The following is a 22194-nucleotide window of genomic DNA, read 5'->3' as shown; positions in this document are numbered from 1 at the left end:
TCGAGAATTGTCAGCAATCGGATGGGTCGATTTTTCGTCAGAGCATCGTGAGAAGGTCAAGTCCGTCATCGACTTGCTCTCCACTCCCGGTGTGGTTGATGAGCTTGGAATTGGCGTCATCCGTGATTCCTTTTCGGACTCGCTCTTTCCGGGCATCTCCACGATCCAGACACGAGCCAAATACTTCTTGACCGTTCCACGCATTTTCAAGGACTACGAAAAGCTGCCTGCCCATAAGCGGCGACGACGAAAGCTGGCGGACTACCTGAACGATCATGAAAACCAGTGCATGGAGTGGATGGTCGAGAATCACTACGAAGACCCGCAGGATGGGATCATCGGCGAGTCCTTCGCCAATAAGCAAGGCGAGGTGCAGCGAAAGCCATCTTCTGCCTACTGGACCGGCATTCGGCAGTTCGGCTTGATTCGCACCAATCTGTCTCTTCAAGTCTTCTGCCGAAGATTCGCCAACCCGGATCAACCATTACGGGACTTGGTTGAAGGGAACGACAAATTGAAGGGCGATGACCCTGATGCGTCGGAGCAAGCGAACGAGACCATCAATGGGCCGGATTATGAGGACGACTGGATCGAAGACCTGACGATCCACTTGTCGCATGAGGAGGCGTCATTTCTCTCTCGGCAGATCGAGGCTCGTGTCCCGTTGAGTTTGCTGGGACAGATTCTTCTCGACAGCGATGTGCGGCGGAAGTTTCTCGATCTGCCAAGCGATTGGAACTTTACGACGCTGGCCGATGAAGCCAAGTTCCTCGATCAGTTTCCTGAAAAACTTCAGCGGACAATTGCCACCGCACGAGACTTCTGGCAACTCATGTACGGTGCGCATATCCGCTACAACTGCCTCCTTCAAGAGAAGCACGGGACGAGCGGTTTGCGTGACGAGTTCGAAGGTGAGTGGGCGGAATGGCTGGCCGAGTTGCAGTCCTTCCCGTGGCAGCGATGGGACACGGGCCGTCTTTGGGAACAGACGAAGCTCCATCATCGGCGGGTCAAGGAATACACGATTGACTTTGTGCAGTCGTGGATCGATGGCGTGTGCGAAAAAGCTGACACTGACCACCTCGACAAACTGGTCACGAAGCAAGAGCGGTTCAACAAGAAAGGCCGTGCCCGGCTCCAGCCCACGGCGGACGAGAGTGTCGGCAAGTGGATTGGGATTGCTGATCTGAATTACCGGCTGACGCAGGCACGGACCATCATCCGTGACATCGACCGAGGACTCGCAGCATCGGAGGGCGACGATGCTGGATATTAAGAAGCACCGGCTCGACTACGGAGCCATGCTAATTCCGCCCTCTGGATATCGACTCTCCAAGGCGGTCGCCGCCACCTACACGCTGGACTTGAACACGCTGCTTTCGATTCCGGTGGCGTTGTTCTTTTCACAAACCTTGGAAGGTAACTTTGAGACCGAGCGGGTCCAGTTACTCGAAGCCATCCAGCGTTGCCCTGACGTGCTGCGGATTTACCATCAGAAGGGCAAGATTCATGTTCCTCGCAAGCACAACCGGCTCTATGGGCTGCTCGAACCATGCGTCGTCGGGATTCTGCCCGAGGACGCCTACACCGCATTTCATCCGAAGGTCTGGGTTCTTCGCTACGAGCATGACGAGGAACCGACGATGTACCGAGTCATCGTCCTCAGTCGGAATCTGACCTACGACCGAAGCTGGGACATTGCCGCACATCTTGACGGCGAAGTCACGGATACACGACAGCGGAAGAACCAGCCGCTCGTGTCCTTCGTGAATCATCTCGTATCACATGAAGGCTTCGACGGGGACCGTAAGTTCGTTTCCGATCTGCGAAAAGTTGAGTTTCAGACGCCCACCGGATTCAACAACAACTTCGTCTTTCATCCTGTCGGCATTGACGGCCACGAGAATCCCATCGTGACTCAAGAAGGCAGTCGAGCCATCTGCGTCAGCCCGTTTCTTCATGACGAAGCCGTCCACACTCTTTGGGAGAACGTCTCGGACGAGTTGCTGCTGTTCGGCTGTCGGGAAGAACTGAAACGACTCCAGCCAGAGACGCTCGAAGATGTTCGGGCCTTCTGTATCTCGGACTTGATCGTTGACGGCGAAAGCCTTGAAACGGGCGAGGATGGCGAGGGCGAGCAGTTGGAGCAAAACCTTCACGCCAAGTTGTATGTCTATCAAGGGGATTCGACTCGAACACTCTGGTTCCTCGGTTCGGCCAACGCCACGAAAGCTGCGTTCGAGCGAAATATCGAGTTCATCTTGGAACTGCGAGGACGCAGCGGTGTCGTACAGCTTGACCGGCTGAAAGAGGAACTGCTCGGCAAGAATGAACTGGGCGGGATTTTCCAGCCCTACGAGCCGCCTGATGAGCCGATTGACGACAGTGAGCGCAAGAAGCTGGAGGAAAAGCTCCGTCTGCTGGAGTTTGACCTGCTCCGATACTTGGACATCAAGCAGGCGGTAGTCACGCCGTCCGAAAATGAGGCGAACTTCGACCTGCATCTCATTCTTGATCCCGGCTCCCGCAAGTGGAAAGACTTCAGCGTTCGTGTCTCGCCATTTAACTCGGACGGAATTGAGCCAAGAGAGTTGGCCCCCGGACGAGTGAGTCAGCTTGTGTTTGAGAACATCAACGAAAGCAATCTGAGCCGGTTCCTACGATTTGAGATTTGGCAGGAAAAAGAGCAGCTTCGATCTTTCCTGATGAAAGTGGAAATCGACGGGCTTCCCGAGACACGAGTGAGTCGCATTCTGCGCAGCATCATCAACAGCCGAGATCGGTTCTTTGAGTACCTCCGCTTCCTCCTAGCGGACGACATGGACAAGGAACAAGTCGGCACCGGACCAGATGATAACGGGAGGAACAGCAATGGGGATGGGACAAGCATCTGGGATTTGTCCACACCCATTTTTGAGCAGTTGTTATTGGCGGCATCCCGATCACCTCGCCGCCTAAAAGCCATCGACGACGTGATCCAGCAGCTTCGGAAAGAGGAAGGCGAGGACGCAGAAACGAAGATTGTCCCGCAAGAGTTCGTGGAGTTCTGGGAGGCATTCAAGCAGGACGTTCCCATGCAGATAGCGAGGGAACAGAAATGAACAAGCACCACGTTGACGAGCATGTCGAGCGCAGTCTCGCCGCCCTCAAAGACTTTCAACGGGCGACGGTTAAGGTCGTCTACGACAATCTGTACAACAAGGGCCAACAGCGAATGCTCGTCGCTGACGAGGTTGGGCTGGGCAAAACGATTGTCGCCCGTGGAGTGATCGCTCAGCGGATCAAGGAAAAGATTGAGTCGGGCGATACGACGCCGCTCAAGGTGACATACATCTGTTCGAATCAGGTTATTGCGCACGAGAACGTCGGTAAACTCGATATCTACCCGGACCAGCGTTCCTACGACCGCTTTGCGAGCCGTCTCACCTATCTTGCGTGGGAACCCGAGGGCAGCGACGAAGGCGTGCTGCGTCTCAATACGCTCACCCCAGCGACATCCTTCAACAAGGGCAGCAACACGGGCCAACAGGATGAACGGAAGATTCTGTATTCGTTGCTGATGCAAGACGAGAATTTGAGCTACTATCCGAAAGCTCTGGCGGTGATGCTCCGGGCGTCGGTCCAGAGGGCTGCCAGCGATTGGTACAAGGCACTTTACAAGCAGCGTGACGAGCCGTGCGGATATCCATTGCGATCTGACTGCGCAGGCCGATTCCTCAAGGCCATCAAGAAGAAACGCATCAAATACACGGACTGCCCGTTGTTTGAGTGCCTCGACATCTACAAGTCGATCTCGCTCTACGATGCCGTTTACGGACTCGCTCAACTGCTGACGTTAAAGAACTTCGGCCAGTACCGAGACGCCTCGAACCATCTTGTTTGTGAACTAAAGGATGTGCTTTCGGAAGTTTGCGTCGAGTACATCGACGCCGACATCTACATTCTCGACGAGTTCCAGAGGTTCAAAGAACTTGTCAGTCAAGATGGCGAGTCGGAAGCATCCGAGATCGCACGACGCATCTTCGGGAGGCAAGACGCCAGGATCCTTCTGCTGTCTGCGACACCGTTCAAGGCGTACACCGGCGACTCGCCTTGCGAGAGCGGTGAGGAGCATTACAAGGAGTTTCGCACGATTCTCGGGTTTCTCTTCGACGAAGACGGTGATGCTCTGGCGGATTACGAAGATCATCGCCAAGCACTCTTCAAGCAACTACTTGAACTCAACGTGAAGACTGGAGAGATCGACTCGTCCCACCGGGATGCGGTTCAGGGCATTCTGCGCCGGGTCATGTGCCGTACCGAACGACTGAGCGTGTCCGAAGACTTTAACGCCATGACGGTGGATAAATGGCAGTCGGACCCGCTGCACATCTCGGCAGGCGACATCAACAACTTCGTTGCCACCGATAATGTGGTCCGTTACCTGAACGAGACGAACGGAAAGTCCCATCAACAGCTCCATGCCCCTGTCGAGTTCTGCAAGTCCGCTCCGTTCCCGCTGTCTTTCTTGGATGGCTACAAGATCAAAGATCGGCTTCGTGAAAGGAAGGATGAGTCCGATGTGCGACGGCAGTTAAAGTCCAATTCGTCGGCGTGGATCAACCATCGCCGAGTGAAGCAGTACGACGTGATTTTGAACGGTGACAGTGCTTCGGCAAATGCCAAGCTGAATCAGGTGCTAAACGAAGTGCTGGCTGACAATGGCGAGAATCTGCTCTGGATTCCTCCGAGTCTGCCCTGCTATCCGCCTTCAGGAGCATTCGAGGGGACCGATGGATTCTCCAAGACGTTGATCTTCTCGGCATGGTTGATGGTTCCTCGAATGTTGTCGTCGCTGATTTCCTACGAGGTGGAACGCAGGACCGTTGGCAACATTGCTTCCGTCGATCCGCAGGAGAAGGAGAACCGCAAATACTTTCACGCCAAAAACGAACGACGGCACCCGATCCCGCAGCTGGTCTTCAAGCAGAAGAAGACTGACGATGGTGAATCGGCAAACAACATGTCGAACTTCGCATTGCTCTACCCATCGCAGACATTGGCTCAGGCGTTTGATCCCGTGGATGCGTTGATTCACCAGCGCTCGCTGACGGATGTTCGTGAAGAGTTGGTGGCTCGCATAAACAAGCTGATCGACGAAGCCGAACTCCATCAGTTTGAAACGTCCAACGGTGAGCCGGATCGCTGGTACTGGGCAGCACCTCTGCTTCTGGATCGCCACATTGAATTCGTAGGCTTGGCCGACTGGTTGTTCAGCGATGACCTACCGTATGACTCGGGCTACTTCGACGATGAGAACAAGGACGGAAGTTCTAAGGCCAAGCACTTTGAAGAATTCGCCCAGTGTTTTCGAGAGCCGATGGATGCCAAGCTTGGTCCACTCCCCAGCGATCTCGCTGAAGTTCTCGCAGATATGGCGATTGCCAGTCCCGCCGTCATAGCCCTTCGGACTGTGAACAACCACTTTGAACCATCATTTCAGGACCGAAGCCACTTTGCATTCGAACTCGCCCACGAGTTTCTCACGTTGTTCAACAAGCCGGAATCGATTGCATCCATCCGGTTGAGTACGAGGCGAGCCGCCTACTGGCGACGTGTGCTGCAATACTGTGTCGATGGATGCCTCCAGTCGGTGATGGACGAGTTCTTTCACGTCTTGAAAGCCGATTGCCCGTCGATCTGGGAGATGTATGAACGGCTCATTGATTCAATGAACCTGAGAACGGTTCCCGTCAAGGTCGATGACCTGAACAGCTTTCTCAATCACAAGACTCGAAACATGCGGTGTCACTTCGCTGTCGAGCTTGGCAACCAGAGAATCGAAACGGACGACGGCAAAAAGCGGGTCAAGGGAATCCGGCTGAACTTCAACTCTCCATTTCGTCCGTTTGTTTTGGCCACCACGTCCATTGGGCAAGAGGGACTCGACTTCCACACCTATTGCCGAAAGATCGTCCACTGGAACCTGCCATCGAATCCAATCGATCTTGAACAGCGTGAAGGGCGGATCAATCGGTTCAAAGGTCTGGTTATTCGCCAGCAAATAGCGGCGAAATACGGGAGGCACCTTAGCGAAGAGTCTCTCGGCGATGACGGCGTATGGGAAGCACTGTTCGAGGTGGCAGAACAACACGAACGGCTTGGGACCGGAAAGTGTGAGTTGATCCCGTTTTGGCATGTCGAGGCCGACCGTTTTCAGATCGAGCGCATCATTCCCTTCTACCCGTTCAGCCGAGACCGGGCGAGACTCTCGACTTTGCTCAAGACGCTGGCTCTATACCGACTCGCTTTTGGTCAGCCACGGCAGGCGGAACTCGTCGAACATCTCCTCACCAACATCTCAGAGACTCGGATCACCGAGATTCGTGACAGGCTGATGATCGATCTGAGTCCAATTAACTTCGGCCCATTTGAAGATGGGAGGGCGGTGTAATGCCCGGTTCGCTAAACGTCCTCCTGACTGCCGCCCAACGCAACGTCGTCGCCGATCTTCTCCTCAAACTCGCCGACCGTCTCAAGCTCGACCAGAAGAATCCTCGCACGATCTCTTTCACGGCCAAAGAACTTGAAACAATCCGAGGCAAGGCTGAAGTCGCACGTCCCCATGCCGACAACGGCATGAAGCGGAACTCGCTACGGCATGTGGTCGATGTCGTTAGCAAGGCTCTCAAAGAATCCGAAGGCATCGGCTCGATTCCAGCTTCCGAGCGTCTCTATCAGTTCAAGATCACTCTTCTCGAATCGCAGCCTCCGATCTGGAGGCGAATTCAGGTCAAGAACGGCACGCTCGACAAGCTCCACGAACACATCCAGACCGCAATGGGATGGACGAACTCACACCTCCACCAGTTCGAAATCGACGGGGAGCGCTTCGGTGATCCCGAACTTCTGGACGATGGCTTTGAGGACTTCGAGTGCGTCGATTCTACCGTCACCAAGATCAGCAAGATCGCCCCAAAGGACGGCAAAAGATTCCGCTTTCTGTACGAGTACGACTTCGGCGACGGGTGGGAACATGAGATTCTGTTCGAAGGCTGCCTGAAGGCCGAGAAAGGTGGCCGATACCCGCTTTGTGTCGAAGGCGAAAGGAATTGCCCACCGGAAGACGTTGGTGGCGTTTGGGGCTACGCCGAGTTCCTTGAAGCCATCGCCGATCCAAAGCACGAGCAGCACGACGACTTCGTGGAGTGGGCAGGTGAGTTTGATCCCGAAGAGTTTGATGCTGGTGAGACTACGAAGGCGATGCGACGAGGACTGCCGGACTGGAGGCAGATGCGATGAGATGCAGAATTCACAGAGGATGTCACGAGATTGGCGGAAACTGCGTCGAAGTCGAGTCGCACGGAAAGCGAATCGTCTTGGACATCGGTTTGCCGCTCAAAGATGAAGGCGAAGTCTCCGTTCCCGACATCGGGGGCCTGACTTCGAAAGACGACAGCCTTCTGGGTGTACTCATCTCGCATCCTCACCCTGACCACTACGGCCTGCTGGAGGAGATCACGGAACCCGTGCCGATTTACATGGGAGAAGCATCTCGACGGATTATCGATGTAAGCGCCTTCTTCACTCGCCTACCTACGCTGGGAAACCTTGAGCCGCATGTCCTGAGCGACCAGCAGACTATTACCCTCGGGCCATTCAGCATCACGCCATATCGAATCGATCACTCAGCCTACGACAGCTATTGCCTACTGGTCGAAGCCGATAGCAAGCGGTTGTTCTACTCGGGGGACATCCGAGGGCATGGACGCAATGCCCACCTGTTTGATGATCTGATTCGAAATCCACCACGAGACATTGACGACTTCATTTGCGAAGGAACTCAGATTGGTCGTGATCCAGATTTCGCCTTCCCGACCGAGCATTCCGTAGCGGATGCGATGGCCGAAGTGTTCAACGAGACGGACGGCATGTGCTTAGTCTGGTGTTCCAGTCAGAACATTGACCGGCTTGTCTCAGTCTGGGATGCCTGCCAGCGATCAAGGCGACAGTTGATCCTCGACATGTACACCGCTGAGATCATTCGAGCCGCTCGGGATGACGCTCTCCCAAAGCCCGGCAAGGAAGGGGTAACGGTTTATCTGCCCTTCAGTCAAAAGCAGAAGATCAAACGAGAGAAGGCGTTCCACATCTCGAACCCGTATTATCCACATCGCATCTACCCGGATGCGTTGGCGGAAGCGGCTTCTGGCTCCGTGATGGTCTTCCGCCCGAGTATGCTGAGAGACCTTCAGCGGGCGAAGTGCTTGAATAGTGCCAGTTTGATAAGCTCAGTTTGGTCTGGTTACGTTCATCGTAACCGCAAAGAGCTTGATGAGATGGCTGCCTTGGGAATTCAACGAAAACAAATTCATACATCCGGTCATGCAACAGTGGACGAGCTTCGACAGTTCGTCGAGGCGGTCCCAGCCAGACGAGTCTTCCCGATTCACTTGGAAGATCGAGACGGGTTCGCAGAGTTGTCAGATCGAGTGGAAATTAGAAACGATCACGAGTGGTGGGAGGTGCAATAATGGCGAGACTCGTATATCTGCAGGATGTCTGTCCTGATTCGTGGCAATTGTGGACCGTAAGTGGTGAAGGCTCGTGTTTGCGAGACTATCGATTTTCTCCAACGAAAGAAGAACGAGAGCTTTCCACAAGCGACATTGAGACGATGCTCACGAAGCCGGAACACTTCTGGGAAATGGCTCCGCACATATCTTACAAGGACACTGAATTTTGGAGAGAGCAAATCAGCCTAAAGAACGCCAGCATGTCCTTAGCTCCTATTGACGACGTTACTGAGGGGGATGGTGGCCACAGGCTTCAGTCTCTCTTTGCGAGTCGAGTAAAGTCCCTCCTGACGACCGGCGAAAGCAACGAACTTACTCAGTTTGTCGTAGAGTGGATCGAGGGGTTTTCACACGTTGTCGAACGAGAACAATTCAACCATTGGGACAACACTGACGCCACTCAGCATCGAAACATAGAAGATGGTTTTAGCTGGACAGCATCTCTGCTGGAATACTGCCGCTCCACGCCTCAACTGGATTTCATTGCGACTGGTGAACCGGACACAGACTTTGGATTGTTTGCTGCTGAGGTGTGCCTCGGCTTGTCAAGCAAGAGTAACCCTTTCCAAGACGGCAGGCAGAATTCAATCCAGCCAGATGGTTTAGGAGTCCGACGAGACAACTCTCTAGTGGTATTCGAGATGAAAGGTCCGCAGGATGACCACGACCCATTTACTGCGATGTTGCAGGCACTTTGTGGTGCATTGGCCGCAACCGCAAAAAGAAGCTGGGTAGTCTCTACTGCCGAGTCCGAGTGTGGCAGGCGGCCTTCGATTCTCCTTGCGGGGAAAAACGATGAAGGATTTAGAGTCCACCTCTACGTCGCAATCGTCGCTAAACACGGAGAAGTGATCGCAGTGAAAGGTGATGCACGGATTGAGGAGGCGATCCCAAAGCTCAAGACGGCCTTCCCTCAACTCGGAGATGTTGTGTTTTTCCTGCCACAGTATTCCCAATTCGATAAAGGCAAGCACTTTCCTGCGGATGTGGTTTACAGGTAAGCCATGAAGAACTAATCACGAAGAACCTCCGACCGAGATCACCGTGCCCGGCAAGCCGACCGACTGACTCGCATCCTTTCCTTTGATCCTAAATCAGCTTCCCAGTCTTGTCGCTAAACATCCACTTCTTGTCCTCGAAGTCGAAGTTTCCTTCGTTCCGAAACAGCATCACAGCGGTCTTCGCAGAGACGTTCTTTAACATCTCAGGTTGGTCGTCGATGTAGAAGCTCACCTGCCGCTCGGCGATCACCTCGGCTTTCTGGTCGAAGGTGTTCACGAGAACGACATCCGTGAAGCGAATCCGATGCTTCTCAAGATCGGCGATGGCCTTCGCACGGTCGCTTCGGAATGTGATGACTAGAACGTCGCCCGGCCAGACCGTTGAGAGGACATGGAAGAAGCCGGGAGCTTCATCCACGCAGCCATCGAGGTCGATGCCGAGCGTCGGCTTCGGCTGATGAAGCGCCTCTCGAACGACCTCGCTGGCGTGTTGGATTTGGACTTTGAGATGTTCATTGCTCATGGCAGTTTTCCTCGCTGACGTGAATGTTGCGTCTTCGACACTCGGGGGTGCCTCGTTACTCAGATTTGTCGTTAAACGCTTTCTTCCACTCAGTGCAGCGCTCTTGATGCTGGCGTTGATGGGCCACTCTCCAGTCCATGCCGACGCCATCGGATCGTGGCCCTCGCAGTCGCAGGTGATCCGCTGGCCTCCGCAGACCGAGCAGCGTTCTATGTCGCATTGGTTGATATGCGATTGGCTCACGGCCACACCACAATCGGGGCAGGAGTCTTGCGTTGGCATTTCTTGATTCCTTTTGTTCAATGACAAAGTTGTAGGTATATAATGTCGGTCGTCACAAACGGTGATTAAAAGAAGTGTGACGGCACCCCCAGTGCAATGTCGCACCGAGGATGCCGATGGGAAAAGTGCCTTCAAATGTCGTCGCCCATGAAGACTTCCTGCATGACTTCCATACATTCTTCGATGGCACGCATTTCGTCGGCCCATCGTGCTTCGCCGTTCCTATAGTGTCGATTGGCGAAATCTGCCGCCAACGCCAACAAGATTTCTATGGCGTCGTCAGCATTACAGCCTGCCAACAACTCTCTAATCTTGTCCATGCGTGTTGGTTCGTTCTTGGGTGACTGATCACTTGTCATCTCTGGAATCCTTTCAGTGCAAATGGCCGCTCACCATGAACAGCCTTGTTTGTTGGGGCTAGTCCCATTCCAATTCAACTGGCTTATACGGCATGATGAAATCCTTGACGGCCACGGCAATCGTCTTCCCTTGCTGGTTGACGCCGATCAGTTGACCGGTCTTCGGGTCGTATTTCTTCGGGGTGAAGATCACCTGTCGTTGGTTTTCGTCCAGAAACGTGAACTGCTTGGGGGGCGTCGAATCGTGATTCTCCATCACTCGACCTCCTCCTGCTGTGGGACACATCTCGAAAGCTCATCTCTCTCTATTTCCCAGTAGTCCTGTTCGATATGCGGTCGAATGAACTCTCTCACTTCATCCACCGTGTACCACTCCATGGAACACATGAGCGATGGTGAGTTCTCAGGAACATTGCTGTGAATCAGCCACAACCGTTTACCACTCGAAGGTGGCTTCATCGGGAACTCATCCGTGGCATCGTGCCATGCCTCAGTTCCTCTGTTTGCGTGAACCAGAAGTAGGTCTGCCTCGTTCTCGTCCCAGTATTTTGGCCAGATCATTTCCTTCTCCTTGTCTTTCGAGTCAAAACGTGTTGAGGCTGCCTGCGAAATGCGAGACCGCCAATGAAAAAAGGGCAGGCTCATCGCACGGACGCATTTGTAGCGTCGTGATGCGATGAGCCTGCCCTTACAGCGCATTCAGGGTCAGGCCGAGTCGGGCCGGGCACGCTTCCCAAGAGCGACTTGGTTATCCGCTTGTTGCCGAAGCAACTCGGGTTGCCCTCACTGTGGTCTGATCCGACTCGCTCCCCAGCCAGTTGAGTGCGACTCGAATGGCTATTAGTCGGCGGTTGCCGAGGGGAATCAATTCAGTTGTCAATCGAATGGTAGGATTGAGGCGAAATGCGTCAAGAGCGTCGTCAAAGCGGTAAATAGGCAATGGTCTTGAAGTAGCAGCGAGCCGACCAGCTTGGGAGACTAAGTATTGGTTTTGGAACAGAAAGATTGATTTGTGCGCAAAAATCGCCATTCAAGTGAGATGTCACACATGCGCATGAACTTTGTTGGCCCGCAGTTTTTTTGACCTCAAAGTGCCTGCGCTGAAGTGAGAAGTCCCCGACTTCTCAGGTACTTCTCACATTCAGCAGGCTGCACACCTTTTGGACTCAAAGCATTCAGGCTGCTGGCGGCAGACCATTATCAAGAAGCCTACGCACTTCATCGGGCAATTCCTTCACAAGCCGCTCAGCGAGCGACAGTGAGATACCTTCCAACTGTGCCCACTCAGAAACAATTCTGTTGGAGTCCATCAATGCGTCCATGTCGTCAGCGTCCCAGATGTGAATGCACAGTTCCCTAATAAGATCATTGCTGTGGCTATCAACTGACTCATCTTGCGAGGGGCCTCTATCGGCTGACGAGTTCGTGGTGAGCGTGTCTTCAATTGGGCGAAGCATGGCCCCCGCCAACCGAGAGTTGATCCACGAAATCGTCGGCTCACCGGAATACCCGTGTTCCCAGATGAACCATGCGTAGCCTAACTGACCATTCCCACGATACTCGCTGCCGCCCTTGTACAACGACACTCGGTCCTCAAAGACGTAAATCTTCTTCAAGCATGACTCCGAAAGGATCGCCCGCCTCTTCTCACTTGTCAGGAACGATAGCTGAAAGAGCATCGCAACTCTGCGAGTCGTAATGTTAAGGGCTTTTCGGACAAACTCATCACCTTGGCGGTACGGTGGGTTCGTAATGATGTCTGTCGCTCTGCGCTCGGTCGTCAGGAAGTTCTCAACTTGTCCGTAGCCTCGGTTCACAATGTCGGAGGAATCGACGGCGTAACCGGCCTGTTTCAACACGTCAGAGATCGCACCCTCGCCACATGCCGGCTCCCAGACTTCCTTCGAGAACTGTTCAACTCTCAGAAGAGCTTCGGTTGCTCCTCTTGGCGTTGGGTAGAAGTCGTATGGGTCTTGCCGACGCTTCTCCGTTTCGACTTCTCTCCTTGCCGTGACGACATTCAAAAGTTTACCGGCAGATGAGTCAGGCAAGTCGCCGATGACCTTCTTGGCGGCATCCACTTCTTTCTGTGTGTTAGCGACGATCTTTTTGTATTGGACAGGACGCTGCTTACCGTCCCGGCCACGCAGCACATCGAACTTGTCAATTTGACAAGTTCCTTCCAACTCTCCTCGGACGGCGGCGACGGTGTTCTTCGAGATGCCGCCGATGATTTCGGCCAGAAAATTGTCTGCGATTTGCGGATCACGGAGCAGATATGCTTCGATCACAGAGCGTTTCTGCTTGCGATTCAGTTGCCGACGACGGCAGTTCAAGCTCAGGATTAACTCCAGCTTGTCTGTTTCATTGTCGAAGTGGCGAATCTCCCTCGGACAATAGATGCCCAATTCGTCGCAGGCCCGCTCACGATGGTAGCCATCGATGACATTGCCGTCCTGATCGACGATGATCGGCACATCGACGCCTCGCTCAGCGATGGATGTCTTCAGAGCCTCGAACTCTTCGGGAAGCAGGGGCGGAAGGAATTGGTAATCGGAAGTAGTCATGATTTTGCTCCCTTCTTGGAACGGTTGGATTTACGTCGTCCTCGTTCGTCCCCGAGACACTTCCACTGCTCCCGTACCGCAGGCTCGGACTTTCTCAGGTACTTGTGGACCTGATCTCGTCCCACTCCCATAATTTCTGCCCACTTTTCGGCTACCTGTCGCTTCGTGTGGCCGAGTTCGATGCCCTCTCGGACGCAGATACGGAGATTCGCAAGGCCGTCGTCTTTGCTGGATCGCCGTTCTTCCCAAACCCACCACAGGATCGACTCAAGCTTTTTGGCCCGCTCCGGGGCAAGCCTTCCGGCCTTGTACTCCTTCCGCTGCGTCCTGACCCAGTCATACAATGTCGTGCCACGAGCAGGTCGCTCGGGTAAGTCCGCAACATCAGAGAACTTCTTATCCCAATTGTTCGACGAACTTGCCCACGTCCACCACGGAATCGAGTCGAGAAGGCGTATCTTCTCAGCGTCGAGCTTTTTCTGATCGTGGAATCGCCGTTGCTGACGCACCCAAGAGTATTCTGGCGTTCCGGCCTTTGGGCATTGGGCCATCGCACGAATCATCTCGAAGTTGGTCTCCCAGCGATCCGACACGCTAATCGTCCACGTCCACCAAGAAATCTGCTCCAGCAGTTTCACTTTGGCTTCGGGCAGGTTTCCTTGAGAATGCAATGTCCGATTATGCGTACACCACCAGTAGGCACTACTCTGCGAATCCGGTGGACCGGGTAAATGGCAAATACGACTGTAGTTGTCCTGCCACTTACGCTCGAACACACCTTCGACGACATCTCGAATCTCGGCGAGTGTCTTCGGTCCTCCCAGACCCGCAGAATAGGCAGTGATGGGATTGAAAATGTCGGTAGACCACACCTTGTCAAATCCGCCATCGACGAGATCGTCCGTCCGAACAGAGACATTCGCTTTTCGCCGCATGAGGAGCAAAACCTGCTTGGCGAGCGGTTCAAGGTTCTTCCGTACACCATTCTCTTTCAGGGCTTTGATGACGGTTGTACGCACTTCATCGGGGGTTGCTGTCTGGCCAGCATCATCCTTCTTCGTCTGCAATTTGAGAAGCTGTTCGTAGGTGTCTCGAATAATCTGCTCTTGCTCAGCCTCTGAGAACTCGCCGAGCAGATTGAAGTAAGTCTTGGGATCGCCAACGGCCTCCTTCGGGCCGTGTTTGGGACGAGGCCGAAGCCTAACTCGAATTGGTTCAATAGCGTTCTCAAGCACGAGAGAGGCGTGGAAGTGAGCGTAAAGTTTCGTCAGTTGACGCCGACGTTCTTCTTCATTCTGGTCGACCACTAACGGGAACAAATTGAAGTAGCTGATGTGCCGTTTCCCACGGCAGTCTCGAACGAGCCGTCCAAACCGTTGAAGCCGGTCTTGATCGGAGTTGGTAGGCACAAGATCGATGATTCGAGCGGCCTCAACCCAGTCTGCTCCCTCACGAAACATACCGACCGTGAGGATCGCAGCTACTCGTTCGCCGTGTTCAGCCACGAACCGGATTTTCTCTGAGCGTTGTTCGGGATCGACCAAATCAACGACGACCGCCTTCTCCAGTAATGCTTCATCGAATGAAGTCCACGGCGTTGCCTTGAGACACTCGCACGCCATCTGTTGCAGCCGAGCGACGAAGGTCGCCTTACTTTTACCAAGCAGCATTTTGTGTCCCTCGGGGGGACAGTAGATGATTGTCGGCGTATTCGACTGTTGAAGAAGGTGCTGTAGCTCCTTGAAGACTGTGCCCTTGTATGTCACGAAGTCGTAGGAATAGCTCTTGATGTACTTGAGGATTCTCCAGTATTCGTCAAAGGGAACGTGAACCCGAATGAACTCGGCGAGGTGAGCTTCGCTGATGATCGGGAGGTGATCGCCACGAAAGAAAAAGGCCGTGGCCAACCACATCTTAAGACCCCCTGTTTTAGCATCGAGCAACCGGATGATCTGATTCCCCAAGACGTTCCTGTTCTGTTCTGAAGCGGAGACGTGATGTGATTCGTCGATGACATAGGTGGTGTCATCTGCAACCTCGCTCATTTCCTCGTCTTTCAATCGGTTGAGGGCATAGGAGAGCGTCAAATGGGTTGTGAGAACAACTCGCCTTGCCGAAGACTTCGCAGGACCGGCGAGGAGAAAGTCCGTCAATTCATCCACCTTTGCCGTTGAAGTCCCGCAGAGATTTCTTGGGACAGACCAATCAACAATGTCACCGTCAGGAAGCTCAATTTTCATTTTCCGCACAAAGCCTTTGGCGATGATCCTCTGGGGAACACAGATCACCACTTTCCTCAAAGGATCACGAAGGTCCGATGCAGCAAGTGCGCAGAGTAGGAAGCTCTTGCCCCAACCAGTTGGCATGTTCACGATGACTCGTGGCTCGCCGTTAGCGGTGTCGTAGGCAGCCTGCTGGTAGTTACGAAGTTTCCAAGTAGTCATAAAGAGTTTCTCCTCCAAAATGCGCACAGTTTGAGTTGCCGACTACGCTGAGTGCGCACCTTTAGCGCAGTCGGGGTACAAGAGTTGAAATCAGCAGCAGAGGGCTACTGAGAATCAGATGGTCTGAACTTCGGTCCGACGCTTGTAAAAGGTAGACTTCCCAAGACCGGAGTATTCAAGTTGACGCTTAGTGTCATCTGGAAACATGCTGAGTGCTTCTTGAACTCGCTGGCGATCCAATTCAATTCGCTCGGCCTTGGAAAGACACTCCTGTTCCAAGCACACGGTTTTCTGAAGGCTCGTCCGCACGAGTTCTCGCCACGAACATCCCGTGAAACCGTCCCGATGTTGGCGAAAGTCTTGCCACGCCTTCGTGAGATGCCTTAGATCGAGGCGTCGGTCATGCTCCCTTGTCTCCTCGATCACAAACTCTGCGACTTCGAGGCATTCTTCGGGTGACAGGTCGCCATGTCCTTCGGCGGCAAGATGCTGCATGAACGCACCGATCTCCTCGTCGGTCGGTTCATGCTCCAAGACGACGACTCGGCTACCGAATGCACGAGCCAGCGGATCGTGACGGAGGGCCACGTTGCTGATGGCGATGATGCCTCCTGAGAACTCTACGTCGTGCTGCTTGTCCTTGGATTTGTAGGTGACACGCCGTGGCTTGCTCGGATCGCCACTGGTTGCGGCCATCAAAATCTGCATCGCTTGGTCGCTCTTGAACAGCGAGCCAATGTCGTCGAGAACGAGTACATGCTCAGGGCGCTCGGCGATGAAGTCGAACAACCCCATGGGAGTCATTCGTGCGTTGCGGTAGGCGAATGGCTCGCCCAGATGTTTGAGTTCTTCCATGACCGTGAACGTTTTGGAAGTGCCGGGTCTACCAACGAGGTAGCAGGCCGTGTGATAGCGAAGGGCGACACTCTTCACTCGGTCTCTAATGAGTTGAATGCGGCCATTCAGCGATTCGATTGGAGTAGGGTCGCTGCGGACGTGAGTTGTCATGCTGTATTCCTTTTACTGAATTCCGATTTCCAACTTTTCTGGAAACTGGAATGTGGAAATCGGACTCGGGAAGGTGTCGTTGATTACGAGTATTAGTACGGCGGCATTTTTGGGCTTGTAAAGCAAACCAAAACACGAGTCGCCGTAACTGACTGTGATCTAAGAAGATGCGAATTAAGAAAAAGCGATTGAAGATTTCGAAAAGCACTGCCATTACAAACACTGTTAATTTTGTAATGGCGAAATTCGGCGGTTCTGAGCGTCGTTGCACGATATAGTCAGAGCTTCGGCATCTCCCTCACTCGCACGCTCTTGGGCCATTGCTTCCAATCGCCTGCGTGGTTGTCCTCGAAGCCGAGCCGCTTTGCCCCATCGACGACGTGACTGCCCAACTGCTTTAGGAAGTAGGCAACATCGTGGCGACGACATTGCTCGATCAGGTCGGTTGCCCATCGCAGGTTGAATGGCCGTGCGCCGTGACCAGACTCGCCGCCGTGGATGAGCCAGTCCACCTGCCGCAACCACTGTTTGAGGTCGATCTCCTCGACCTGCGGTTCGACGGAAAGAAAACGGATCGTGCCCTCATCGCCAACGCCGAGCAGGTGCTTGATGCGGCTGGTCGTTTTCTGGTTGGTGATACTTGTGTCTGCCCACACGTTGGACGGCCACTCGATGTCACGCTCCCTGAGCCACGCCGAGAACTCGGCCATGCGCTTCGGGCGTTTGGTCAGCCAGAGCCAGTGGTGTCGTCGCCCCGGCTCACTGCTGACGTTGGCGATCACTTCGTCCATCAGGTAATCGAACGTCACGACCTTCGAGAGCGCATCCGACATGTCACTGACGAAGATCAGCCGAGGCAGACCGTTCAGCCACGGTTTGTCTGGACGGTTCTTCCTCCGTAGGTCAGACCAGCGAGCGGCCTCAGCCATGCGACCGGGGAAGAGCGTTACGTCCTCGAAGCTCGGAGCGTATCCCTTGGTCGCACCACCGAATCGCTTGTGCAGAATACCGGCGTAACAGGACTTACAGTTTGTGTCCCAAAGTTCGCAGCCGTCACAGCCCATCGTCGGATTGATGGTGCTGTCGCACCATTGGATTTTCGTGTTCTTACTCATGTGTGATCTCCTTTGCGGAAGGTGGGAATTCAAGAGTCGGAGTGAACCATCAGATCAGTCGCCGCTTCTCAGGCGTTGGAGGAAACTCGTAACCGCATTCGGGGCACACTTTGTTCTTCAATGGATTCCAATGTCCGCACATGCGACACTTCTTCTTGAATGATCGCTCGGACTTCTTTTTTGCAGCTTTCTCCACCCAGAAGTCGTCAGCGTCTTCAAGCAGGACGAGCCACTTTTGCTTTTTGTGCGTGACTGTGGCCAACACTCCCTGTCTCGCACCAGTCGCTTTGGCCCAATCAACGTTGTTCTTCCACTTCGGTTGCTGGCTGCCGTTAGGCAGGTTCATGAGCCGCTTATCAGCGGTCGAGAAGTTCCGTCCGTACTGGCGCTTGATGGCGTCGAACACCTCGGTCATGGGCAGCACGCCGTCGTTGCACGACAGCAGGTCGATGATGAACTCGTAGTATTCGGCGGGGGCGATCTCGGGTTTTCGGCTTTTCATGTCATGGTCTCCTTGATTGGGACATATCGGGAGCGTCGCCCGATGCGCAATTGCGAATTGGGCTTCTCTCAACGGTTGGGTATGGGCATTAAAAAACCCGGCATGGAATCGCCGGGTTCACAAGAGTTGAAATGCGAGCCTGATCGTCAGGCGACTGTCTGCTGTGCTGTCATGCACTTTGGCTTCGGTAGGTCGTCAAACAGGAAGGACTCGCTGAGACCTTCAATCAGTTCCTCGACGTACATGATGTCCTCATCAACATTTTCAAGACGGTACTCGAAAGTGAGCGGAAGCTCGTCGTCGTGGTCATTGGGGTTGCCGAACAACTCGACGTAATCGATGCCAACCCGAAGGTATTGCCAGTGATCGATGATGAGTGCGTCTCCGTCGAAACGGCCCATGTCGTATTCGACCAATCGCAGCTTTCGCAGCAGATCGCCAAGCGTGTTGATGTATCCGTTTTCATGCCAAGACCAAAAAGCCGAATAGATTTGCTCGCCTGCGAATGTCAGGTCTTGGGGGAATTGTTTCGAGGTCATGTCTTTGGGTCTCCTAAAATGAGGGCATCTGCTTTGAGCAGACATAAAGAAACCCCGGCGATGAAGGTCGTCGGGGTACGGTGTGTTGTGGAGTCCGAGTGTTCGGGTTCATTCCTCCTTCGTTCAAAAAGTTGCTGTCGGCCTGACGTACTTGAGGGTGCCCCCAACGGTGAGAGCGAGGCTGTGATCGTCTATTCTCATGAGTTGCTCTTGACCCGGTGTACTAAGGGGTGCCCCAAATGTCTCTGCCCCGAATCTCCGTTTTCGGGTTCGACCATGTGGCAGGTCGCCGTTTGAAGAGGCCGTCAGTAAAAAGAAAGCCCGGCGATGGATGTGTTCGGGACGCAAATCGCTGCGGCGGCTTCGAGCGTTTTGGAGTATCTCGTTGCTGGGGGATGCCAAGCGTTTGATGCTCCTCGGATCAGACCATTTCGTGACTGAGGTGTGCCACGGACGCCGGGCCGATCTTTTCACCTTCTACTTCAACTACTTCTTCCTTCGCCTCAGAGCGAAGTCGCTGTCGTCCAACCACCACGTTCGCCTTGTCGCTGTCACACGAGATGCACTTTCGTCCGAGGTTCTGGCACGCAGCGGCGGTTGTGAATCCACCTCCACACGGATCGACCACGAGGTCTCCCGGCATGGTGAAACTGCGGAGCAGCGTTTCCATCTCGGCGAGTGGTCTCTGCCATTCGTGGAACTCCTTTTCCCGACTGTCACATTCAAGGGTGTCGATCCACTTCGACCATTTGCTCGGGGCACGTTCGCCTTTGGTGTAGACGACGAACGGAATCGAGTTACTTACTACGTTGAGCGAGTGCATCTGGTTGCATCTACCGACCCAGCGGGACGTGCCCATCCATTGGTAGTTGAGGTGCTGGTCGAAGGCTCGTATCTTCTCGTTCAGCTTGTGCTGGCCCACATAGCATACGAATACGCCACCCTCGGCCAACACTTCTCCGACGAACTGGGCGAGATCATTGATCTGGGACAGAAACTCGTTGCCGAAGGGAATGTCGGTCAACACGCAATGGACGGAAGCAGGCTTTAGCCCGGCAACTTCCGTCAACTTCTGAAATGAGCAGTGGTACAAACGGATCGACTCGGAGGTGTCAGGCGCTTCGCACTCGGCTCGACGTTGTTCGGCTCGTTGTCTTGCTCGTTTGATCCTATTCACGGTGCGGAGAATGCCTCGGCGTTCGGCTGCGGTCGTCGCCGCTTCCACTCTCTTTACTGCTTCTTTTTGAATGTCTTCGGGTTCGTCGGCCAGTCGAGCGGCAGCGTGAAGTGAGACCTTCTCTTCGTCCATCAATTGCACCAATTCAGGTATCGCAAGCTGAACAACTTTCTTGGCGTCGTCGTACTTGTCGAGCTTCCAACCAACGATCTCGCAAGCTCGCTTCTTGGTGACGGCTACAACGTTATTGCGGTATTGCTCAGAGCAGCGGTCGCCCCCTCGGGTAAAGGATCGCAGGGCGTCGGTGATCGCTACCATCTCCGAAGCCGTCAAATCCTTGCGGAACGTGTTCTCGACGTACTCGCCACGAGCAAGATTGTCGATGTCGATGACGACAGCAGGAATCTCGTCCCTTTTCAACACATCTCGGAAAGCCAGCAAACGCCGGTAGCCAAACACCAGTCGGTTATCAGGAGTGACACCGATTGGTTGAAGAAGTCCATCTTCGGTGATGGACTGGGCGAGTCCGTCGATGTCGCCGAGGTCTTTTCGGAAGCGGTCGCCGATCTGGATGTCGCTGATGGAAATGTTCGTCGTGCTGTTCATGTCTGGTCTCCTTCATTGAAAACATACCGAGAACAGGGCTAAGGCACCAGCTTTTGACGACTTGGCGTCTATTCCAGCAGTTTGGTTGCGGCAAAACAAAACCCGGCGTGCCAACGCACGTCGGGTTACAAGAATTGGAATGCGGGCGGCGACAGGCACATGGTCGGCCCGCTCGACCGTGCAGACTGGCTCAGGCACCCCCTAGTCGGGGATCGCCTCATCAAGTGCTGGTCTCTCTATCTCCTCCTTTCTGTCGTGTCGGGTTCGATTCGCTTAGAAGTTGTCTGATTTGGTCAACTGGCATTGTCGTCTCGAAAGACTGAAGCCAACTCAGCCCGAAGGTCTCGCAACGCAACGTGCAGTAGAGAGAAGGGCTTTCTCACATAATCACAAAACGATGGACATGTTGCGGAGTGCCCAAGATACATCCTTGCGATCACGTCTCCGTGCTTTCGTCGAATCCTTTCCGCCGTGCCCTTGCGAATTGCAGTCAGCGGCAACCGTGGAACACCTTGATCCTCGACAGCCTTGAGCAGCCGTTGCCACTGATGACGGAATCCCGCCCCCGGCTGACTCGACGAGTCTCTCCACATGGGATTTCCACTGTCGGACACGAACAGCAAATCGCTATCGAAGTCTTCCCCACGAGTAGTCTCCCACTGTGTCAATTCCACAGTCTCGGGCCAGAGCAGCCACTCGCAGTAGGTGTCAGTTTGTGGTCGCATGAAACGCAGCAGGCCCTCGCCCGGTAGAAGGTCGATGACGAAGTGGCCATCGTCATCCAAGATGATGTCACTGGTTTTTAGACGGCCCATTTCCGCTGCACCCACCCCACAATTCATGGCAAGGCATAGCATGAGTCGCTGCGTCGAGGTAGCGTGCCGATACAAGATGGCGAGATGCTCGGGAGTGAACATCTCACGCTGGCTTACGCTGCGGTCACTCTCCAACCTCCGCACCCGTCGTGGAATCTGCCCGAAATGTGAAGGCGCTGACCACTCAAATCGATCTGTTGTTTCCAACCATCCGAAGAACCGGATGAGTTCGGAGAGCGTTCGTTGAGCAGTCGAAGAAGCAATCGGTTTTCCGGTCTTGGCACTGGTGGGGCGATCTCGCCAATGACCGATCATGTCCACGCAAACATCCAAAGTGATTTCGTGGAGTGGCAGATCATCGTGGTTCTCTTTCAATTGCCGAACAATGAGTTGGCGAGTCTGGAAGGTTGCCAACGAGGAATGTTCCGCTTTATGCTCGGACATCAATCTCTGTGCATAGGCATCGAGTGCTTCGTGGAGTGTGGATGGCTCAGTTTGGTCGTTCATGCTGGTCTCCTTTTTGTTTGGCCTTTGAGTAAGCTCGACAAGCACATGTGCGAGCGGGCTGATCTCTTCGGCAAGGTGAGGTCAAAGAAAAACCCCGGCGAACCAAGGCTCGTCAGGGTTACAAAAATTGGATTGCGAAGTGCGGATCATGTGACCTTGCGGCCCAGTCTGTTCGACTTCGACTTGTTCTGCGT

The 22194-nt window shown here is 54.0% G+C and carries 18 protein-coding genes; 6 read left to right on the top strand and 12 right to left on the bottom strand.

Annotation, left to right across the window (positions count from 1 at the left end):
- The first annotated feature begins 7 nt into the window (after positions 1-7).
- The 6 genes from G6R38_RS25175 to G6R38_RS25150 are packed head-to-tail and all read left to right on the top strand — an operon-like array spanning position 8 to position 9556.
- Complete coding sequence (locus tag G6R38_RS25175; RefSeq protein ID WP_166831565.1) at positions 8-1276, top strand: DUF6361 family protein; 1269 nt, start codon at positions 8-10, stop codon at positions 1274-1276.
- The gene (locus tag G6R38_RS25170; protein WP_166831564.1) at positions 1263-3101 is read left to right on the top strand and encodes a phospholipase D family protein; all 1839 of its coding nucleotides are present in this window, start codon (positions 1263-1265) and stop codon (positions 3099-3101) included. Before G6R38_RS25175 ends, G6R38_RS25170 begins: the two co-directional genes overlap by 14 nt.
- Entirely contained in the window at positions 3098-6433 is a 3336-nt protein-coding gene (locus G6R38_RS25165; RefSeq protein WP_166831563.1) for a helicase-related protein, read from the top strand. The genes G6R38_RS25170 and G6R38_RS25165 overlap by 4 nt, the downstream gene beginning before the upstream one ends.
- Positions 6433-7281, top strand: coding sequence for a plasmid pRiA4b ORF-3 family protein (locus tag G6R38_RS25160; RefSeq protein WP_166831562.1), 849 nt, complete (start codon positions 6433-6435; stop codon positions 7279-7281). Before G6R38_RS25165 ends, G6R38_RS25160 begins: the two co-directional genes overlap by 1 nt.
- On the top strand, positions 7278-8513 hold the full coding sequence (locus G6R38_RS25155) for an MBL fold metallo-hydrolase (protein ID WP_166831561.1): 1236 nt from the start codon (positions 7278-7280) through the stop codon (positions 8511-8513). The genes G6R38_RS25160 and G6R38_RS25155 overlap by 4 nt, the downstream gene beginning before the upstream one ends.
- Positions 8513-9556 (top strand): hypothetical protein, encoded by a 1044-nt coding sequence (locus tag G6R38_RS25150; protein WP_166831560.1) that lies wholly within the window; start codon positions 8513-8515, stop codon positions 9554-9556. Before G6R38_RS25155 ends, G6R38_RS25150 begins: the two co-directional genes overlap by 1 nt.
- Before the next feature lie 88 nt (positions 9557-9644).
- On the opposite strand, the gene G6R38_RS25145 is transcribed toward G6R38_RS25150, so the two are convergent.
- The 12 genes from G6R38_RS25145 to G6R38_RS25090 all read right to left on the bottom strand — a co-directional run bounded on the left by G6R38_RS25145 (position 9645) and on the right by G6R38_RS25090 (position 22000).
- The gene (locus G6R38_RS25145) at positions 9645-10079 is read right to left on the bottom strand and encodes a hypothetical protein (protein WP_166831559.1); all 435 of its coding nucleotides are present in this window, start codon (positions 10077-10079) and stop codon (positions 9645-9647) included.
- Positions 10080-10492: 413 nt separating this feature from the next.
- Positions 10493-10720 carry a hypothetical protein gene (locus tag G6R38_RS25140; RefSeq protein WP_206028719.1) on the bottom strand — a complete coding sequence of 76 codons (228 nt, stop codon included), beginning with the start codon at positions 10718-10720 and terminating at the stop codon, positions 10493-10495.
- A gap of 58 nt (positions 10721-10778) precedes the next feature.
- On the bottom strand, positions 10779-10976 hold the full coding sequence (locus G6R38_RS25135) for a hypothetical protein (RefSeq protein ID WP_166831557.1): 198 nt from the start codon (positions 10974-10976) through the stop codon (positions 10779-10781).
- Positions 10976-11281: a hypothetical protein gene (locus G6R38_RS25130; protein WP_166831556.1), complete on the bottom strand. Its 306-nt coding sequence runs from the start codon at positions 11279-11281 to the stop codon at positions 10976-10978. The genes G6R38_RS25135 and G6R38_RS25130 overlap by 1 nt, the downstream gene beginning before the upstream one ends.
- Positions 11282-11895: 614 nt before the next feature.
- Positions 11896-13287 (bottom strand): ParB N-terminal domain-containing protein, encoded by a 1392-nt coding sequence (locus G6R38_RS25125; protein WP_166831555.1) that lies wholly within the window; start codon positions 13285-13287, stop codon positions 11896-11898.
- Positions 13284-15731 carry a DEAD/DEAH box helicase family protein gene (locus tag G6R38_RS25120; RefSeq protein WP_166831554.1) on the bottom strand — a complete coding sequence of 816 codons (2448 nt, stop codon included), beginning with the start codon at positions 15729-15731 and terminating at the stop codon, positions 13284-13286. The genes G6R38_RS25125 and G6R38_RS25120 overlap by 4 nt, the downstream gene beginning before the upstream one ends.
- Positions 15732-15845: 114 nt before the next feature.
- Positions 15846-16739 carry an ATP-binding protein gene (locus G6R38_RS25115; RefSeq protein ID WP_166831553.1) on the bottom strand — a complete coding sequence of 298 codons (894 nt, stop codon included), beginning with the start codon at positions 16737-16739 and terminating at the stop codon, positions 15846-15848.
- A gap of 278 nt (positions 16740-17017) precedes the next feature.
- Positions 17018-17854: a DUF5131 family protein gene (locus tag G6R38_RS25110; protein ID WP_166831552.1), complete on the bottom strand. Its 837-nt coding sequence runs from the start codon at positions 17852-17854 to the stop codon at positions 17018-17020.
- Between the two features lie 49 nt (positions 17855-17903).
- Positions 17904-18356, bottom strand: a complete 453-nt coding sequence (locus G6R38_RS25105) for a hypothetical protein (protein ID WP_166831551.1) — start codon at positions 18354-18356, stop codon at positions 17904-17906.
- A gap of 146 nt (positions 18357-18502) precedes the next feature.
- A complete protein-coding gene (locus tag G6R38_RS25100; RefSeq protein WP_166831550.1) occupies positions 18503-18895 on the bottom strand; it encodes a hypothetical protein in 393 nt (130 codons plus the stop codon).
- Between the two features lie 421 nt (positions 18896-19316).
- Entirely contained in the window at positions 19317-20678 is a 1362-nt protein-coding gene (locus tag G6R38_RS25095; RefSeq protein WP_166831549.1) for a DNA methyltransferase, read from the bottom strand.
- 293 nt (positions 20679-20971) lie between these two features.
- Positions 20972-22000 (bottom strand): phage integrase family protein, encoded by a 1029-nt coding sequence (locus tag G6R38_RS25090; protein ID WP_166831548.1) that lies wholly within the window; start codon positions 21998-22000, stop codon positions 20972-20974.
- Positions 22001-22194 lie beyond the last annotated feature (194 nt).

It is taken from the genome of Thalassoroseus pseudoceratinae (assembly GCF_011634775.1).
GTDB lineage: Bacteria > Planctomycetota > Planctomycetia > Planctomycetales > Planctomycetaceae > Thalassoroseus > Thalassoroseus pseudoceratinae.
This window is presented reverse-complemented; position numbering and strand designations above follow the sequence as displayed.

Bases quoted from the DNA above. Each gene is read 5' to 3' on its own strand.
- G6R38_RS25170 (WP_166831564.1), top strand. From the start codon at position 1,263: ATGCTGGATATTAAGAAGCACCGGCTCGACTACGGAGCCATGCTAATT.
- G6R38_RS25165 (WP_166831563.1), top strand. From the start codon at position 3,098: ATGAACAAGCACCACGTTGACGAGCATGTCGAGCGCAGTCTCGCCGCC.
- G6R38_RS25160 (WP_166831562.1), top strand. From the start codon at position 6,433: ATGCCCGGTTCGCTAAACGTCCTCCTGACTGCCGCCCAACGCAACGTC.
- G6R38_RS25155 (WP_166831561.1), top strand. From the start codon at position 7,278: ATGAGATGCAGAATTCACAGAGGATGTCACGAGATTGGCGGAAACTGC.
- G6R38_RS25150 (WP_166831560.1), top strand. From the start codon at position 8,513: ATGGCGAGACTCGTATATCTGCAGGATGTCTGTCCTGATTCGTGGCAA.
- G6R38_RS25145 (WP_166831559.1), bottom strand. From the start codon at position 10,079: ATGAGCAATGAACATCTCAAAGTCCAAATCCAACACGCCAGCGAGGTC.
- G6R38_RS25140 (WP_206028719.1), bottom strand. From the start codon at position 10,720: ATGACAAGTGATCAGTCACCCAAGAACGAACCAACACGCATGGACAAG.
- G6R38_RS25135 (WP_166831557.1), bottom strand. From the start codon at position 10,976: ATGGAGAATCACGATTCGACGCCCCCCAAGCAGTTCACGTTTCTGGAC.
- G6R38_RS25130 (WP_166831556.1), bottom strand. From the start codon at position 11,281: ATGATCTGGCCAAAATACTGGGACGAGAACGAGGCAGACCTACTTCTG.
- G6R38_RS25125 (WP_166831555.1), bottom strand. From the start codon at position 13,287: ATGACTACTTCCGATTACCAATTCCTTCCGCCCCTGCTTCCCGAAGAG.
- G6R38_RS25120 (WP_166831554.1), bottom strand. From the start codon at position 15,731: ATGACTACTTGGAAACTTCGTAACTACCAGCAGGCTGCCTACGACACC.
- G6R38_RS25115 (WP_166831553.1), bottom strand. From the start codon at position 16,739: ATGACAACTCACGTCCGCAGCGACCCTACTCCAATCGAATCGCTGAAT.
- G6R38_RS25110 (WP_166831552.1), bottom strand. From the start codon at position 17,854: ATGAGTAAGAACACGAAAATCCAATGGTGCGACAGCACCATCAATCCG.
- G6R38_RS25105 (WP_166831551.1), bottom strand. From the start codon at position 18,356: ATGAAAAGCCGAAAACCCGAGATCGCCCCCGCCGAATACTACGAGTTC.
- G6R38_RS25100 (WP_166831550.1), bottom strand. From the start codon at position 18,895: ATGACCTCGAAACAATTCCCCCAAGACCTGACATTCGCAGGCGAGCAA.
- G6R38_RS25095 (WP_166831549.1), bottom strand. From the start codon at position 20,678: ATGAACAGCACGACGAACATTTCCATCAGCGACATCCAGATCGGCGAC.
- G6R38_RS25090 (WP_166831548.1), bottom strand. From the start codon at position 22,000: ATGAACGACCAAACTGAGCCATCCACACTCCACGAAGCACTCGATGCC.